The sequence below is a fragment of the Streptomyces sp. NPDC047002 genome (assembly GCF_040704505.1).
In the GTDB taxonomy this organism is placed as follows: domain Bacteria; phylum Actinomycetota; class Actinomycetes; order Streptomycetales; family Streptomycetaceae; genus Streptomyces.
Map to the genome: position 1 here is coordinate 650,812 of NZ_JBEYWC010000001.1, position 16,903 is coordinate 667,714.

At 73.4% G+C, this 16,903-nt stretch carries 16 protein-coding genes; all 16 read right to left on the minus strand.

Annotated elements, in window-relative coordinates; translation table 11 throughout:
- Window positions 1–3: 3 nt before the first annotated feature.
- A complete protein-coding gene (gene hydA / locus AB0910_RS02875) occupies window positions 4–1,407 on the minus strand; it encodes a dihydropyrimidinase (protein WP_366742680.1) in 1,404 nt (467 codons plus the stop codon).
- A 40-nt stretch (window positions 1,408–1,447) separates the two neighbouring features.
- Window positions 1,448–2,731 carry an aspartate aminotransferase family protein gene (locus tag AB0910_RS02880; RefSeq protein ID WP_366742681.1) on the minus strand — a complete coding sequence of 428 codons (1,284 nt, stop codon included), beginning with the start codon at window positions 2,729–2,731 and terminating at the stop codon, window positions 1,448–1,450.
- A complete protein-coding gene (locus AB0910_RS02885; RefSeq protein WP_366742682.1) occupies window positions 2,728–3,600 on the minus strand; it encodes a nitrilase-related carbon-nitrogen hydrolase in 873 nt (290 codons plus the stop codon). Before AB0910_RS02885 ends, AB0910_RS02880 begins: the two co-directional genes overlap by 4 nt.
- 108 nt (window positions 3,601–3,708) lie before the next feature.
- Entirely contained in the window at window positions 3,709–4,113 is a 405-nt protein-coding gene (locus AB0910_RS02890) for a PPOX class F420-dependent oxidoreductase (RefSeq protein ID WP_366742683.1), read from the minus strand.
- A gap of 10 nt (window positions 4,114–4,123) precedes the next feature.
- Window positions 4,124–5,335: an alginate lyase family protein gene (locus AB0910_RS02895; protein ID WP_366742684.1), complete on the minus strand. Its 1,212-nt coding sequence runs from the start codon at window positions 5,333–5,335 to the stop codon at window positions 4,124–4,126.
- A gap of 132 nt (window positions 5,336–5,467) precedes the next feature.
- Window positions 5,468–7,282 (minus strand): gamma-glutamyltransferase, encoded by a 1,815-nt coding sequence (gene ggt / locus AB0910_RS02900; protein ID WP_366742685.1) that lies wholly within the window; start codon window positions 7,280–7,282, stop codon window positions 5,468–5,470.
- A gap of 652 nt (window positions 7,283–7,934) precedes the next feature.
- Window positions 7,935–8,375, minus strand: coding sequence for a DUF6278 family protein (locus AB0910_RS02905; RefSeq protein WP_366742686.1), 441 nt, complete (start codon window positions 8,373–8,375; stop codon window positions 7,935–7,937).
- 114 nt (window positions 8,376–8,489) lie between these two features.
- Window positions 8,490–9,566, minus strand: coding sequence for a DUF2891 family protein (locus AB0910_RS02910; protein WP_366742687.1), 1,077 nt, complete (start codon window positions 9,564–9,566; stop codon window positions 8,490–8,492).
- Window positions 9,563–10,204, minus strand: a complete 642-nt coding sequence (gene pcp / locus AB0910_RS02915) for a pyroglutamyl-peptidase I (protein ID WP_366742688.1) — start codon at window positions 10,202–10,204, stop codon at window positions 9,563–9,565. Before pcp ends, AB0910_RS02910 begins: the two co-directional genes overlap by 4 nt.
- A gap of 19 nt (window positions 10,205–10,223) precedes the next feature.
- Complete coding sequence (locus AB0910_RS02920; protein ID WP_366742689.1) at window positions 10,224–11,192, minus strand: DUF979 domain-containing protein; 969 nt, start codon at window positions 11,190–11,192, stop codon at window positions 10,224–10,226.
- The gene (locus AB0910_RS02925; protein ID WP_366742690.1) at window positions 11,189–11,902 is read right to left on the minus strand and encodes a DUF969 domain-containing protein; all 714 of its coding nucleotides are present in this window, start codon (window positions 11,900–11,902) and stop codon (window positions 11,189–11,191) included. Before AB0910_RS02925 ends, AB0910_RS02920 begins: the two co-directional genes overlap by 4 nt.
- Window positions 11,903–12,068: 166 nt before the next feature.
- Window positions 12,069–12,776, minus strand: a complete 708-nt coding sequence (locus tag AB0910_RS02930) for a GntR family transcriptional regulator (RefSeq protein ID WP_366742691.1) — start codon at window positions 12,774–12,776, stop codon at window positions 12,069–12,071.
- 146 nt (window positions 12,777–12,922) lie between these two features.
- Entirely contained in the window at window positions 12,923–13,702 is a 780-nt protein-coding gene (locus tag AB0910_RS02935; protein WP_366742692.1) for an exodeoxyribonuclease III, read from the minus strand.
- A gap of 30 nt (window positions 13,703–13,732) precedes the next feature.
- A complete protein-coding gene (locus AB0910_RS02940) occupies window positions 13,733–14,365 on the minus strand; it encodes an MBL fold metallo-hydrolase (protein WP_366742693.1) in 633 nt (210 codons plus the stop codon).
- Window positions 14,366–14,462: 97 nt separating this feature from the next.
- Entirely contained in the window at window positions 14,463–16,079 is a 1,617-nt protein-coding gene (pcaC, locus tag AB0910_RS02945; RefSeq protein ID WP_366742694.1) for a 4-carboxymuconolactone decarboxylase, read from the minus strand.
- A gap of 152 nt (window positions 16,080–16,231) precedes the next feature.
- Complete coding sequence (locus tag AB0910_RS02950) at window positions 16,232–16,903, minus strand: GntR family transcriptional regulator (protein ID WP_366742695.1); 672 nt, start codon at window positions 16,901–16,903, stop codon at window positions 16,232–16,234.

Consider the following 16,903-nt stretch of genomic DNA (forward strand, 5'->3'; position numbering starts at 1 on the left):
TGCTCAGTGCGCGTACTGGCCGGTCCCCCGCGGCAGGTAGCCGCCGTGGCCCGCGCGCCCCACATAGGCGCCGCCCTCGATCACCGGCACGCCCCGGGACAGCACCGTCTCGACCCGGCCCGTCACCCGCCGGCCCTCGTACGCCGAGTAGTCGACGTTCATGTGGTGGGTGGCGGCGGAGATGACCTGCTCGGCGTGCGGGTCGTAGACGACGAGGTCCGCGTCGGAACCGGGCGCGAGGGTGCCCTTCTTCGGGTAGAGGCCGAACATCCGCGCGGGCGCGGCGCAGGCCAGGTCGATCCAGCGGCGGCGGGTGATGCGGCCCTCGACCACGCCCTGGTGCAGCAGGTCCATCCGGTTCTCGACGCCCGGCATCCCGTTGGGGATCTTCGAGAAGTCGCCGCGGCCCAGGTCCTTCTGGCCCGCGAAGCAGAACGGGCAGTGGTCGGTGGAGACGACCTGGAGGTCGTCGGTCCGCAGCCCGCGCCAGAGCGCCTCCTGGTGCTCGCGGGGGCGCAGCGGCGTGGAGCACACGTACTTGGCGCCCTCGAAGTCCGGCTCCGCGAGGTTGTCCGTGGACAGGAACAGGTACTGCGGGCAGGTCTCGGCGTAGACCGGCAGGCCCAGGTCGCGGGCCGCGGCGATCTCCGCGAGCGCCTCCTGCGCCGACACGTGCACCACGTAGAGCGGGGCGCCCGCGACCCGGGCGAGCTGGATCGCGCGATGGGTGGCCTCCGCCTCCAGCAGCGCCCTGCGCACCTCGCCGTGGACGCGCGGGTCGGTGCGGCCCTCCGCGAGCGCCTGCTGCACGAGGACGTCGATGGCGATGCCGTTCTCGGCGTGCGTCATCACCAGGCCGCCGTTGCCCGCGGCGCGCTGCATCGCGCGCAGGATGCGGCCGTCGTCGCTGTAGAAGACGCCCGGGTAGGCCATGAACAGCTTGAAGGACGTGACGCCCTCCTGGACGAGGAGGTCCATCTCGGCGAGCGAGTGCTCGTTCACGTCGGAGAGGATCATGTGGAAGCCGTAGTCGACCGCGCACCTGCCGTCGGCCTTGGCGAACCACGCGTCGAGCCCCTGGCGCAGGGTCTGCCCGCGCGACTGGATGGCGAAGTCGACGATGGTCGTGGTGCCGCCCCAGGCCGCTGCGCGGGTGCCGGTCTCGAAGGTGTCGGAGGCGTAGGTGCCGCCGAACGGCATCTCCATGTGGGTGTGCGCGTCCACGCCGCCGGGGACGACGTAGCGGCCGGTGGCGTCGATGACGGTGCCCGCGCTCCAGCCCTTGGCGGTGTCCGAGTCGTGGGCGGCGAGCGCGGCGATCCTGCCGTCCTCGATCAGCACGTCTGCGTGGGTCTCGTCCGCGGCGGTGACGACGAGGCCGCCGCGGACGAGGGTGCGGGTGGTCATCGGCGGCGCTCGCCCTTTCCGTAGGCGCGGTGCGGCGGTCTCATACGGTGCGCAGCGCGCGGTCGAGGACGGCGGCGCCCTCCTCGGCCTCGGCCACCGTCAGGGTCATCGGCGGGGCGATCCGCAGCACGCTCGTGTCGTGCCCGCCGCCCTTGCCGATCAGCAGGCCGCCCTCGCGGGCCGCCTCCAGCACGGCGGCGGCCCGCTCGGGCGACGCCTCTTCTGTGCCCGGCCTGACGAGTTCGACGCCGGCCATCAGGCCGCGGCCGCGGACCTCGCGCACGGCCCCGACCTGCGCGGCCGTGGCGCGCAGCCGCTCGATGAGCAGTCCGCCGACGCGGCGGGCGTTGCCCTGGAGGTCGTGGTCGAGGAGGTAGGCGAGGTTGGCGAGGCCGGCCGCCATGGTGACGGGGCTGCCGCCGAAGGTGGAGATGGAGTTGGTGTCGATGCAGTTCATGATCTCGGCGCGGGCGATCACCCCGCCGACGGACATGCCGTTGCCGATGCCCTTGGCGAAGGTGACGATGTCCGGCGGGCCGTTCTCCGCGTGCGCCTGCCAGCCCCAGAAGTGGTCGCCTGTGCGGCCCCAGCCGGTCTGCACCTCGTCGCTGATCCACAGGGTGCCGTGCTCGGCGAGCACCGCGCGGAAGGCGGCGTAGAGGCCGTCGGGCGGCATGGTGAAGCCGCCGACGCCCTGGACGGGTTCCGCGATCAGCGCCGCGGGCGTCCTGCCGTGGCCGAGGAGGTCCCTGAGGTCGGCGACGCACGCGGCGGTGAACTCCGCGTCGCCGAGGTGGGCGAAGGGGCCGCGGCTGCGCACCGCCCCGTGCACGTAGGCCGTCTGGAGCGGCGACTGGCTCGTGGGCGACCAGCCCTTGTTGCCGGTGACGGAGACGGTGGAGAAGGACCGGCCGTGGTAGCTGTTGCGCATCGCGAGGATCTGGTTCGAGCCCCGGTACGCGGTGGCGAGCAGCAGCGCGGTGTCGTTGGCCTCGGTGCCCGACGTGGTGAAGAAGACGCGCGCGTCGGGGATGCCGGACAGGGCGGCGATCCGCTCGGCGAGTTCCACCATGGGGCGGTTGAGGTAGAGCGTCGAGGAGTGGACGATCCGCGCCGCCTGCTCGCTGACGGCCTTGGTGACCTCGGGCAGCGCGTGCGCGGTCATGGTGGTGAGGATGCCGCCGAAGAAGTCGAGGTAGCGGTTGCCCGCGGCGTCCCAGACGTGGCGGCCCTCGCCGTGGGTGAGTTCGAGCGGCTCGCCGTAGTAGAGGCTGAGCCAGTCGGGCAGTACGGCGCGGTGGCGGTCGTGCAGCGACCCGGTCATGGCGTGGCCAGCCCTTCGTACGCGTCGGGCCTGCGGTCGCGGTAGAAGGCCCACTGCCGCCGCACCTCGTCGATGAGCGAGAGGTCCAGGTCCCGCACGAGGAGTTCCTCCTCCGTGTCGCTCGCGGTGCCGCCGACGAGCCGGCCCCGCGGGTCGGCGAAGTAGCTGGTGCCGTAGAAGTCGTCGTCGCCGTACTCCTCGCGGCCGACCCGGTTGATCGCGGCGACGAAGTACGCGTTGGCGACGGCCGCCGCGGGCTGTTCGAGCTGCCACAGGTGGGCGGAGAGGCCGCGCGAGGTGGCGGACGGGTTGTAGACGATCTCCGCGCCGTTCAGGCCGAGTTGGCGCCAGCCCTCGGGGAAGTGGCGGTCGTAGCAGATGTACACGCCGACCCGGCCGACCGCGGTGTCGAAGACCGGCCAGCCCGCGTTGCCCGGCCTGAAGTAGTACTTCTCCCAGAAGCCGGGCAGCTGCGGGATGTGGTGCTTGCGGTACTTGCCGAGGTACGAGCCGTCCGCGTCGATCACGGCCGCGGTGTTGTAGAAGAAGCCGGGGCCCTCGGACTCGAAGACCGGCACCACGAGGACCGTCCCGGTCTCGCGGGCGAGTGCGCGCATCCGGGTGACGGTGGGCCCGTCGGGGACCGGCTCGGCCCAGCGGTAGTGCTCGGGCTCCTGCACCTGGCAGAAGTACGGGGCGTTGAACACCTCCTGGAAGCCCAGGATCCGCGCGCCCTGCCGGGCCGCCTCGGCGGCGTGCTCCTCGTGCTTCGCGATCATCGACTCGGTGTCCCCCGTCCAGGTCGCCTGGACGAGGGCGGCGCGCACCGTGCGGGACCGGGTCCCGGGGTCTTCGGAGGGGTCGGTCACGTGCTGCTCCTTCGGATCAGCTGACCCGTCGAACGTAAGCCCCTGCACGAACCGGGGCAAGACCACCTTCACCCGAATGCGCGGGGCCCTGCGGCGGCCGGACCCGGTTCACAGTTCGACGGCGATGCCCGTCATCGGGTGGCGCCTGCGGCCGCCGGTGAGCCGGTCCTTCAGATCGGTGACGCGGTACTGCCAGCCGTACTTCCCGGCGAGCAGCCCGCGCACGTGGTCGAGTTCGTCGGGTCCCGGCAGCAGGCGCGCGGCGCCCTCGGCCCGTACGGCGCCCCGCTCGATCCGGCCGCGTACGGTGCACACGGTGACGACGGCGCGCGGGGTGCGGCGGATGCGCCGTACCTTCCAGGAGTCGGCGCGGGTCAGGATGTAGAGGGTGCGGTGGTCCACCGCGTGCCACACCGGTGTGTCGATGCCGAGGCCGTCCTCGCGGTACGTCGTCAGGCTGACGTAGCGGCTGCGGGCGAGAGCGTCGAGGGTGCGTCGGTCGAGGCTGGTCACGGGCCGAAGGCTACGCCCTGTCAGGCGCCGGATTGTCCGCGTGGGTCAGCGTCTCCCAGGACACGAAGAGGCCGTCCGTGCCCGCGGGCCTGTCCTTCTTCACCAGGCGCGCGGTCTGCGGCATCGAGAGGTGCAGCCTGCCGTGCAGGTGGTTGTAGGCGACCTCCAGGTCGGGGCCCATCGTGCGGGTGACCTTGCCGCCGCACAGCCACTGGGGCGGGCGGGCGCCGAGCTGGTAGCGGGCGTGGAACTCCATGGCGGCGCGCAGCCGCCCCGCCTGCTCGCCGTAGAGGTCGACGCCCTGGTGCCAGGCGGTCTCCGCGATGTGCGCGGTCGCCGCGAGCGAGTAGCCGATGTGCATGAAGTTGCGGCAGGTCTCCTGGCCGAGGCCGTCGGCGTAGGTGCGCTGGCCGAACCAGTAGGAGGCGAGCCGCGCCGGGGTGCGCTCGGTGCCGCCGGGCGGCGGCTTGGGCAGCCTGCCGTCGGAGGACAGGTAGAAGTAGGCGGGGACGCGGGCCCGGAAGCGGGAGACGGCGTGCGCGAACATCCGGTGGTCCTCCAGGAAGACCGCCATGCCCATCTCGGCGTCCGTCATGGCGAGTTCCCAGTTGCCGTTGTAGTCGGGCACCTTGGCGACGAGGTCGGGCAGGTACGCCTTGCGCAGCATCCACTTGAAGCGCATGACGGCGGGCTCGCGCCACTGCGGGTAGGTGGCGTGCATCAGCTCGGCGGCCCTGACCCAGGAGGACCCGGTCCAGGCGCTCTGCAGGTCCGCGTCGCTGAGCGTGTGGCGTTTGACGACGGCGGACCAGGCGTCCATGATCTGCACGGCCTTGCGGGCGTGGGCGGGCTGCCCGGTCACGGACCACAGCAGCGCCTGGGTGTAGGCGGCGACGGCGTCGTCCCGTTCGAAGACGCAGGCGGGCGTGCCGTGGTGGGACTGACAGGCGACGGTCGCCGAGGGGTGGGGCGTGTAGTCGGCGGCCGCGTACCTGCTAGCGCTCAGCTGCCGGAAGGCGGAGGCCCAGGGCTCCCGGTGGGCCCGCACCTCCTTGCGCACGGTCGCCAGCTGGCCGGCGCCGACCACGACGCCGGGGTGCCGGAACCGTACGGGGTCGCCGCCCGGCGCCGACGCCGCGTGCGGGGACGGGCCGGCGCAGGCGGGCAGCAGGGCGAGCGCGCACAGCGCGGCGACACCGGCGATCACTTTGCGTAGGGGCACGCAGCCACGGTGTCCCCGGCGGCGGCGCCCCGCAATCCGGGCGCCCCGCAGGGGTGACGCGGGCGCGCCCGGTCGCCGGGGCGGCGGCGGGCAGGCGGGGCGCCCCCGCGGGTCCTGGGCGCCCCGCGCGTCCTACTGCGGGCCCGCCGGGTGGACGACCATCGCGGAGCCGCCGCCCCTGCGGACCTTCTCGGCCGCGGCCTGCCAGCGGCCGTCGGGCAGGCGCTCGACGCCGGTCGCCGCACCGATCTCGTCGATCTCGGTGAACTTCTGGCCGAGCGCTTCGAGTTTCGCCCTCAACGGGCTGTCGTAGAGGGCGGGTTCCAGTTCCGTGGCGGCCGCGTTGCGCTGGCTCGCGCGGGGTGCGGCGATCGCGTCGACCAGTGGCATGCCCCGGTCCACATGGTTGACCAGGGTCTGCAGGACGGTGGTGATGATGCTGGCGCCGCCCGGCGAGCCGATCGCGAAGACCGGCCGGTGCTGCCGGTCGAGGACGACGGTCGGCGAGATCGAGGAGCGCGGCCGCTTGCCGGGCCCCGGCAGGTTCGGGTCGGGCACGGCCGGGTCGGCCGGGGTGAAGGAGAAGTCCGTCAGCTCGTTGTTGAGCAGGAAGCCTCGGCCCGGCACGGTCATCGCGCTGCCGCCGGTCTGCTCGATGGTGAGGGTGTAGGCGACGACGTCGCCCCACCGGTCGGCGACCGTGAGGTGCGTGGTGTTCTGCCCCTCGTACGGGGTCGGCGCGGCCTTCCCGCCGTGCGCGCAGGGCACCGGGCGGCGCGGGTCACCGGCGGCGAGGGGGCTGGTGAGCGCGTGGTCCGCGCTGATCAGGCAGGCGCGGGAGTCGGCGAACCGCTGGGAGAGCAGGGCGCCGGTCGGCACGTCCTCGTACGCCGGGTCGGCGACCCAGCGGCCGCGGTCGGCGAAGGCGATCCTGCCGGCCTCGATGTAGTGGTGCAGGTACTGCGTCTGCGAGGCGTGCGCGAGGTCGGTGTCCTCCAGGATGTTCAGCGCCTCGCCGACGGTGGTGCCGCCGGAGGAGGACGGCGCCATGCCGTACACGTCGAGGCCGCGGTAGGAGACCTCGGTGGGTTTGCGGAAGACGGTGCGGTAGCCGGCGAGGTCGCGGGTGGTGAGGTCGCCCGGGCGCACGACGCGCGTGCTGCCGGGCCTGACGGGCGGGGTGCGCACGGTACGCGCGATGTCCTTGCCGAGGTCCCCGCGGTAGAGCAGCCCGATGCCTTGGCGCCCCAACTTCTCGTAAGTGCGCGCCAGATCGGGGTTCTTCAGGGTGGATCCGACGGCGGGCGGGCGGCCGCCGGGCAGGAACAGCTTCGCCGTGTCGGGGAAGTCGGCGAAGCGCGCGGCGTTGGACGCGGTCTGCGACCTGAAGGTGTCGTCGACGGTGAAGCCGTCCTTCGCGAGGTGCTCCGCCGGCCTCAGCACCTGTCCGAGCGACCTGCTGCCCCAGGCGCGCAGGGCGCTGTCCCAGGTGGCGGCGGTGCCGGGGGCGCCGACGCTGCGGCCGCTCGTGACGGCGTCGTCGAACGGCAGCGGCTTGCCGTCCTTGTCGAGGAAGAGCGAGGAGTCCGCGGACGCGGGCGCCGTCTCCCGGCCGTCCACGGTGTGGACCGTACGCGTCCGGGCGTCGTAGTAGACGAAGTAGCCGCCCCCGCCGATACCGGCCGAGTAGGGCTCGGTGACGCCGAGCGCGGCGGCGGTCGCGACGGCGGCGTCCACGGCGTTCCCGCCCGACCTGAGTACCTGGAGGCCGGCCGCTGTCGCGTCCGCGTCCACGCTGGCCACCGCTCCTCCGTACCCGGTGGCGACCGGGGTCTTGGCGGGCGCGCGCGGGGCGTCGTGCGCGGCCGGCGGCGCGGCGGCGCCGGTGGTGAGCAGGGCTGCGGCCACGGCGATGACCGAGACATTGCGTGCGGTGGAGCGGCGCATCCGTACCTCCGTACCCGGTGGGTGATCGGTCCGGGAAGCCTAGCCCGCACGCCCGCCCCTCGTCAGGAACACGTCACTCCGGGGCGGGGACCGCCGAGCGGGACGGGAAAAGAGAAGGGAGCGGGCCCCCGCCGCGCACTTGCGCGACGGGGGCCCGCTCCACGCCGAGCACAACCCGGCCGTCCCGCAGCTGACCTTCTCCCCTGAACAGAGAAGTGATCTCCGGCTGCCGTCAGGACCGGGCCGCTGCCCCTGAGCTACCGCGCGCCTCGCAGCAGCGTCCCTGGTGCGGCCGGGGCGCCGCCCTCGGCCGCCGGTCCCGGCAGGGGGGAAGCACCCGCCCCGGGACCGCTCGTCCGGATCGCGCCGGGCTCCCGTGCCCCGGTGCCGCTTCCCGGGCACCGGACTCCGTTGGCGGAACCGGCCCGACCCAGACGAGAGACCCTAGTCGAGATCGGGCCCGGAGGTCCTGCTCTGCGCGGATGCGGCTCGATCAACGGTTCGACGGCCATACGCTGCCCTACCCCATTCTCGGCTCTGTCGAGGTCAGCGCAAACTATCCACGCACCCAAGGGACTTCGAGGACGACACGCATAAATCCGGCATAAGCGTTATTTACTGCCAGTTCTCTACAGTTCACCCATTCGGGACGTCACGCCTCCGCGGCCTCCGCGTAGACCTGGGCGAGTTCGGGCGCGCCGCCGACCGCCCACTCGACGCCGGACTCCACGACCTGCACCTCGCGGCCCGACGCGAGCCGCACCACGGGCTGTCCTGTGGGCCAGATGTGCCACCGCGCGCCCGGGACCGTACGGACGATCACCGAGCCGAGGTAGAGGCCCGCGTCGTTGCCGAGCCACGGCAGCTCCTCCGGGTCCTCGCGCCACAGCGGGGGCAGCTGGTCGAGCGCGGAGAGCGAGTCGACCGAGTCGTCGAGCCGCAGGCCGAGGTGCATCGCGCGCACCCGCAGCAGTTCGCACTCGGAGAGCAGCTCGGTGATCCCCTCCTGTTCACGGGCGGCGGCGACCGGCGACGACACGTCGTACTCGCCGCGCCGCCTGTTGCGCCATGTGTCCAGAAAAGGAATATTCATACCGCCAGCGTGCCACCCGGACAGGGGCCGCACCACAGGACACGCTGGGCGGGTTCCGGACTGTGAGACGGCTGTGCGGCCGTCCGGGGCCCCGCGAGGGCCCCCGGCGGTCCGTCAGTCCGAGGCCCGCGCCCCGGACGCCTCAAGTGCGAGGACGGCGAAGGTCGCGAGCCAGTGGTCCGTGGTGAAGTCGCCGGAGCCGAGCGCGGAGAGCCCCGCCTCCAGATGGGCGTCCGCCGTGTCGCGCAGTACCCCTGAGCGTGCGTCGTCCAGCGCGTCCGCCAGGGAGTAGAGGGCGGTCGCCCGGCTGAAGCAGAGGCCGTGCAGATGGCCGATCTGGCCGTCGGCCGGGTCGGTGACCTCGGGCGGCGCGAGCAGCAGCCACTCCCCCGAAGCGGCGGCCGCCGTCAGCTCGGGCAGCAGGCGCGCCGTCCAGGCCCCGAACTCGCCGGGCGCAGCGACCCGGCGCATCGCGTCCGCCTCCGCCAGCAGCGGCGAGAGGAAGTCCTGCCCCGACGGCTCCCAGCGCAGCGCGCCGCCGTGGTCGCCCTCGAACCACTCCCGCAGCTTCGCGCGGACCGGCTCGACCAGGTCGGGCACTCCGGCGCGGTCGGCGCTGTCGAGCACCAGGCCGAGGGCGAAGGCGCTGTTGCCGTGCACGCCGTGCCGCACCGGGTAGCGGGCCTTGGGCAGCCAGGCGAGCAGCAGGTCGGCGACGGCGCGGGCGGCCGGCGCGAGCGCGGCGTACCAGCGGCCGTCGGTGCTCTTCACGTTCTCGGCACTCTCGGCGCTCTCGGCGGTGAGCATCAGCAGCCAGGCCCAGCCGTAGGGGCGCTCGAAGGAGGGGTTGGCACTGAGGTACGCGGCCTCGGCGGCCAGCGCCTCGGGGGTGAGGTGCGCGTCCAGCACCTCGGTGACCGCGGCGGTCTCGGCCGCCGCGAGCGGGTGGCGGTTCAGCAGGCGCAGCGCGAGCCAGTGCATGTGCACCGCGGAGTGCCAGTCGTAGGCCCCGTAGAAGGCCGGGTGGTACGCGCGGGGCGCGACCGGCTCGTCCGGGCCCGCGAGCAGGTGCGCGGGGAAATTCGGGTACGCGCGGGTGACGTTGGCGACGGCGAGCCGCGCGAACGTGTCCGCGTACGAGGCGAGCGCGGCGCGCGGTCCGGTGCCCGCGGCCTTCGGCGAGGCGGTCAATGCGTCGCTCCTTCCGGGACCTTGAGGTCCGTAGTGGTACGTGCGGCGGTCTCGACGATCACGGCGAGGCCGCGCGCGATGTCCTGGACGGACATGGAGGGCTCGGCGCGGCCGACGACCTGCTCGGGCGCGTACGGGACGTGCACGAAGCCGCCGCGCAGCGCGGGCCGCTCGGTGGCGATGAGGTGGGCGAGGCCGTAGAAGACGTGGTTGCACAGGAAGTTCCCCGCGGTCCCGGAGACCGAGGCGGGCAGCCCCGCCTCGCGCACCGCCGCGACGCACGCCTTGACCGGCAGGGAGGAGAGGTAGGCGACCGGGCCGCCGGGCACGATCGGCTCGTCCACCGGCTGGTTGCCCGCGTTGTCGGGGATGCGGGCGTCGTCCACGTTGACGGCGACGCGCTCGACGCTGAGGCCGGTCCTGCCGCCCGCCTGGCCCGCGCACAGGACCAGGTCGGGGCCGGTGTCGGCGACGGCGGCTCGCAGCTCTCCGACAGCCTTGCCGTAGACGCAGCTGAGGCGGACCGCTGTGGTCTCGAACCCACCGGGGCGGGCCTCGGCCACCAGCCGCGCCGCGGCCCACGAGGGGTTCACGCCCTCGCCGCCGAACGGTTCGAAGCCGGTGATCAGGACTTTCATGGATGCTCCGTCCGAACGGTCAGAACGCGAAGAAGTAGATGATGAAGATGTTGCAGACGAGCAGCACGAGCGCGGTCGGCGCCTGCACCTTGATGGGCCCGTACTGGTCCTTGAGTTCGAGCAGGGCTGCCGGTACGAGGTTGAAGTTGGCCGCCATCGGCGTGCAGAGCGTGCCGCAGAACCCGGCGAGCATGCCGACGGCCATGACCGCCGCCGCGTTTCCGTGCAGGTGCTCGACGAGGACGGGCCAGCCGACGGCGGCCGTCATCACGGGGAAGGCGGCGAAGGCGTTGCCCATGATCACGGTGAAGACGAACATGCCGACGCAGTAGAGGGCCACGGCCGCGAGGAGCTGGCCGTTCGGCAGGATCTTCTCGGTGACCTTGCCGACCTGGGTGCCGACGCCCGCCGCCTGGAAGATGGCGCCGAGGACGGCGAGCAGCTGCGGCAGCAACAGTGCCCAGCCCATGGACTCCAGCATGCCGCGGCCCGCGTGGAGGGGTACGGAGATCCGGGGCTCCCGCAGCACCCGCATACCGACGACCAGCGCGACGATCGAGCCGACGCCGAGGCCGAGGATGGTCTCGTTGCCCTTCTCGAAGACCACATGGCCGCCGAAGTGGAACTTCGGGATCACGACCGCGCAGATCACCGCGACGACCGGGATGGTCAGGGCGGGGATGAACAGCTTGCTGCCGAAGCGCCCGGCGAGCTCGGTCCGCTGCTTCTCGTCGGTCGTCTTCGGGGTGCCCTTGCCGACGAGGTTGAAGCCGCCGAGGCAGATCAGCACGAGGACGGCGATGCCGAGGGGCTCGGACGGCAGGGTCTTGTCGACCACCCAGGAGCTGTAGAAGAAGGTGACGCCGAGGAGCGTCCAGAAGGAGCCGGAGGTGAGGCGCCTGGCGTTGGTGCGGTCCATCAGCGTCTGGACGCCCATGACGATGAAGACCGCGCCGACCAGCCAGTAGAACCATTCTGCCTTGATCATTTCGCCGACTCCTCGACGTCGAGCTCGGCGTTGGCGACGACCAGCTCGCGTTCGAGTGCGCGGTCGAAGCGCAGCAGCCTGGCGCCGTGCACGAGGAAGGCGCAGACCGCGCTGGGTATCGCCCACAGCGCGAGGTCGAGCGGCTCCAGGTGCGCGTGGTAGGTGGCGTCGACCAGGCCGGTGATCAGCAGGATGGAGCCGATGGCCAGGAAGATGTCCTCCCCGAAGAACACGCCGACCGTGTCGGCGCCGGCCGCGTGCGAGCGGACCTTGTCGCGGATCGCGCGGGGCAGCGGGCGCCCGCCGTTCCTGCGCTCTGCGGCCGCCTCGGCCATCGGCGCGATCATCGGCCGGACGCTCTGCGCGGGCCCGCCGATGGTCTGGAGGCCGACCGCGGCGGTCAGCTGGCGCAGCAGCAGGTAGAGCGTGAGGAAGCGGCCCGTGGTGAGGTTGCCGAGCTTCCCGATGAGCGTACGGGCCTGCTGCTGGAGGCCGTTGCGCTCCAGCAGCCCGATGACGGGCAGGGTGATGGCGAAGATCGTCACGGAGCGGCTGGAGGCGAAGCTCTCCCCGAACGTCTTGAGGATCTCGTCGGGAGAGAGCTTGCCGAGCACTCCGGTGACGATCCCGGCGACTCCGACGACCAGCAGAGGGTTGCGCCTCGTGGCGAATCCGAGGATCACCACGAGGACACCGAGCAGAACGATCATGCGCTCTCGGCCTTCCGTACAGGGGTTGCGCAACGGCGGCGCGGACCGGGGGGTGTGCACGGAGGCTAGATGATTGTTGAACGATCCGACAAGGGTAGAGGGACCGCAGGTTTTTCCGCGCTCCCGGCGCCCGCACGGGCCCGCCGGTCCCCGCGGGGACCGCGCGTCAGTCGGGCAGGCCCGCGGGCTCGGGGTACGCCTCGGCCAACTGCCTTCTGGAGTCCTCCAGATAGAACCCGAGCAGGCGCTCGGCACCCTCCGCCTCACCGGAGGCGAGCGCGGTGAGGAGCTCGCGGTTGCGGGTGAGGTACGGCTCGTGGAAGCGGCGCGGATCATCCATGATGTGGAACGCCAGGCGCAGTTCCGCGAGGACGCCCCGCATCAGGTCGTCCAGCCGCTCGCTGCCCGCGAGCCCAGCGACGGCCTGGTGGAAGTGGATGTTCGCGGTGCCGCAGGCGGCCCAGTCGCCGGCCTCGGCCGCCGCCCTGCCGGCCTCGACGGCGCCCTCGACGGCGTCGAGCGGTGCGGGACGCGCGCCGTGCGCCCGTACGGCCGCGCACTCGACGACCTGGCGCACCCGGTAGATGTCCGCGATGTCCGCGGCCGTGAGCACCCGCACGAAGGTGCCTCTGTTGAGCCGGTGGACCAGCAGCCGCTCATGGGTGAGCAGCCGGAACGCCTCGCGCAGCGTGTTGCGGGAGATGCCGAGCGCCTGCCCGATCCGCTCCTCCGAAAGGCGGCTGCCCGGCGGGAAGGACCCCTGGGCGATGCGCTCGCGCAGGATCGCGGCCACCCGCTCCGCCGTGCTCGTGCGGCTCAGCAGCCTGCGGTCGGCGAGCAGTCCGGTCAGACCGGGGCCGAGGTCGGCGCTCATGCGGATCTTCCCCCCTGGGCGGACAGGTCGGCCCGTTGCAACCGGGTTACCGGAACGAAACACTATCCCCAGGGGGGATCGTTGAACAATTGTTTCGATGAGGTTACGGCCGGATTCCCTGCCCCGCGCGCCCCCTGGAGAGCCCGTCAGACGTCGAGGTCGACGACGACCGGGGCATGGTCGGACGCGCCCTTGCCCTTGCGCTCCTCGCGGTCCACATAGCCGTCCTTGACCGCGGAGGCGAACGCCTCGTTGCCGTAGACCAGGTCGATGCGCATGCCGCGGTTCTTGGGGAAGCCGAGCTGCCGGTAGTCCCAGTACGTGAACGGGTGGTCGTACTTGAGGGGGCGGGGCACCACGTCGCTCAGGCCCGCGCCGCGCAGCTCGGCGAGCGCGGCGCGCTCGGGCTCCGTGACATGGGTGGCGCCGTCGAAGGCCGCGCGGTCCCAGACGTCCTCGTCCGTCGGCGCGATGTTGAAGTCGCCGAGGACGGCGAAGGGGCGGCCCGCCGCAGCGTCGGCCGAGACCGCGTCCTTGAGCGCCGCCAGCCACCGCAGCTTGTACGCGTAGTGGTCGTGGCCGACCTCGCGGCCGTTGGGCACGTAGACCGACCAGACGCGGACGGGGCCGCAGGTCGCGCTGACGGCGCGGGGCTCCGCCACGCCCTCGTACTCGGGGCCGCCGGGCAGGCCGCGCACCACGTCGGCGAGGCCGGTGCGGGAGATCACCGCGACCCCGTTCCACCTGCCGGTGGCGTGGACCGCGCACTCGTACCCCGCGGCGCCCAGCTCGGCCACCGGGAACTGCTCCTCGGTGGTCTTGGCCTCCTGGAGGCACAGCACGTCCGTGCCGCTGCTCTCCAGCCAGGCGAGCAGCCGCGGCAGCCGGGCGGTGACCGAGTTGACGTTCCACGTGGCGATGCGCATGCCCACCACTGTATCGGCGGCCTGAGACAGTCAGATCTCCAGCGAGTCGCCGGGCGCGAGCCGCAGGTGCTCGGTCCCGCCGAGCGCCCCGAGCAGCCCGTCGTAGGTGGGCCGCGCGAGGTCGCGCAGCAGCGCGTCGTGCACGTCCACCGCGCGTACCGGCGCCACCTCGCGCAGGTAGTCGATGACGTCGGCGATCCGGTTCCACGGCGCCATCACCGGCACCATCAGCGTCTCGACCCGCGTCCCCGGCACGGTGAAGGCGTCGCCCGGGTGGAAGACCGCCCCGTCCACCAGGTAGCCGGAGTTGGCGATCCGGCGGATGTCGGGGTGGATGACCGCGTGCAGCTCGCCGTGGACCTGGACGTCGAAGCCGGCGGCGGCGAACGCGTCGCCGTGGCCGACCGTGTGCACCCGGCCGGGGAAGGCCGCGGCGATCCGGTCCGCGACACTGCGGGGCGCCCACAGCTCCGCCGCGGGGTCGGCTTCGAGCCCCGCGCGCAGCCGCCCCTCGTCGAAGTGGTCCGGGTGCTCGTGGGTGACGAGGATCGCGTCGGCGCCGACCGCCGCGTCGTCCTCGCTGTAGCCGCCCGGATCGATGACGAGGGTGCGCCCGTCCTTCTCCAGCCGCACGCACGCGTGCTTGCGCTTGGTGAACCTCACGACCGGCCGCCTTCCTCTCGCGTCGCGTACGCAGCGCCCGCGCGGGAGCCTGGCCCCCCGGCGCGGGCGGGGCCGCGGGGGCCCCACAGCCATCGTCCTACTCCTGCGGCGCGGTCTCCTCCCGGATCACCGCGCCCGCGACCTGGAAGGCCGTGTTCGCAGCGGGGACACCGCAGTAGACCGCGGTCTGGAGCAGCACTTCCTTGATCTCGTCGGGGCTGAGGCCGTTGCGCAGAGCGGCCCTGGTGTGGAACTTCAGCTCGTCGAAGTGGCGGCCGGCGACGAGGGCCGTCAGCGTGATCACGCTGCGGGTCCTGCGGTCGAGGCCGTCGCGCGTCCAGATCTCGCCCCAGGCGTACCGGGTGATCAGCTGCTGGAAGTCCTCGGTGAAGCCGTCGGTCGCGGCGACCGACCGGTCCACGTGGTCGTCGCCGAGCACCTCCCTGCGCACCCGCATGCCCGCGCCGTAGCGGTCGTGGGCTGCTTCGGGTCCGGCCGGGGCCGAGGGCTCCGCGGCCGGGGCCGAGGGCCCCGCGGGCTCGGGGCCCGCGTCTGCGGCGCTCCCCTGGAGGCCGTCCGCGGCCGGGGCCACGGGGGCGGCCGACGGCGGCACGAGGGGCCCGGCGGGCGGCGGCACGAGGGGCCCGGCGGGCGCCCCGGGCGCCACCGGGGCTGCCGGTACCGCCGGGGCTACCGGGGTTGCGGGCGCCGCCGGGGCTCCCGGGACCGCTGCGGCGGCAGGGGTCTCCTGGGGCGCGGGCGGGCCCTCGGGGGCGGAGGCCGGCGGACCCGCGGGCGCGGAGGAGGACACCTGGGCCGCGGGCGCCGCGGCGGCCGCCGGGGGCGCCACCGGTGGGCCCGCGGGCAGCCGCTCCGGCAGGATCGTGATGCCGGTCGAGGTGTCCGAGGGGTTGTACCAGGCCGTGGAGAAGTGGTGCGTGAGCAGGTCCGTGACGGCCGCGGGCTGCTCGACGGGCGCCAGGTGGGAGGCGCCGGGGACCAGCGCGAGCCGCGCGTCCGGTATCCCCGCGACCAAGGTCCGCGCCTCCGCCGGCCCGGTGACCTGGTCCTCCGCCCCGACCAGCACGAGCGTCGGCACGGCGATCCGGCCGAGTTCAGCGCGGATGTCGAAGGCCGCGAGCGCCTCGCAGGCCGCCACGTAGCAGGCGGGGTCCGTGGTACGCACCATCTGGACCGCCCACTCGACGATCGCGGGCTGGGCCGCGGCGAAGGCGGGCGTGAACCAGCGCTCCGGCGCGCTGCGCGCCATGGGTTCGAGGCCGTTGGCCCGGACGATCACCCCGCGCTGGCGGAACTCGTCGGCGGTGCCGAACCGGGGCGACGCGGCGACCAGCGCGAGCGACGCGACCCGGTCGGGCCTGCGCAGCGCCAGCTCGGCGCCGACGGCCGCGCCCAGGGCGCAGCCCGCGTAGCCGAAGCGCTGGATGCCGAGGCCGTCCAGCGTGTCCACCAGGCGCTGCGCCAGGTCGGGCACGGAGGCGGCGGGCACGGCGGACGCGCCGCCGTGCCCCGGCAGGTCGAAGCGCACCACGCACCACTGCTTGGCCAGCTCAGGCACCTGCCGGTCCCACATGTGCCAGGTCGTGCCGAGGGAGGGCCCGAGGACCAGGGCCGGAGCGTCTTTGGGCCCGTCGACGCGGTACTGAAGGGTGTTCGGTGGTGTCTCGCTCACCCGGCTGACCCTCTCATCCATCACGAAAACTCACATGGCCGGGCCGAACCTAGCAGCTCCGGCTTTTCGCACCGAGGCCAGTCCTGGGCTCACGACCGCGGAGAGAAAAACCTGTGGGAGGTGTGCGGAGATCCTGCGCCCCGTCGTCCACGAGCCGCCCGCGGCGCCCGGTGTCACGGCCGCCGGTCCGCCTCCGGCAGGGCGAGGTAGCGCCGCAGCGCGTCCCCCGCCTGCCTGACGTGGTGCCGGATGTGGCGCTCGGCGGCGAGCGGGTCGCCTGCCCGGATGGCCTCCGCGACGGCCTCGTGCTCGCCGACGGCGACCGGCAGCCGGCCGGGCGCTCGCGCGGAGAGGCGGTTGCCGAGGCGCACCTGCGCGACCAGGTTCTCCGCCACGGGCAGGAGCCGCCGGCTGCCCGCCCCCTCCCAGATGAGGCGGTGGAAGGCGAGGTCGAGTTCCCCGTACCCGTGCAGGTCCCCCGCCGCGACGGCCCTGCGCTGCCGGGCCAGGACACCGCGCAGCCGCGTGGCGGTCCCCCGGTGGCCCGGCGCGCCCGCCGCCCTGCGGGCGGCGATCCCGTCGACGGCCTCCCGCAGCTCGTACAGTTCGAACAGGTCGTCGGTGGTGAACTCGGGTACGAAGTAGCCCCGGTGCGGGACGGCGACCAGGAACCCCTCGCGTTCGAGTGCGGCCAGGGCCGCCTTGATGGGGGTGGGGCTGAGGCCGAGTCGTTCCGCCAGGGGACGGACGGTGACGCGGGAGCCCGGGGCGAGGGAGCCGTCGAGCACGGCGGCCCGTACATGGTCATAGGCGGCGCTCAGCAGTGTGCGGCGCGGGACTGTCAC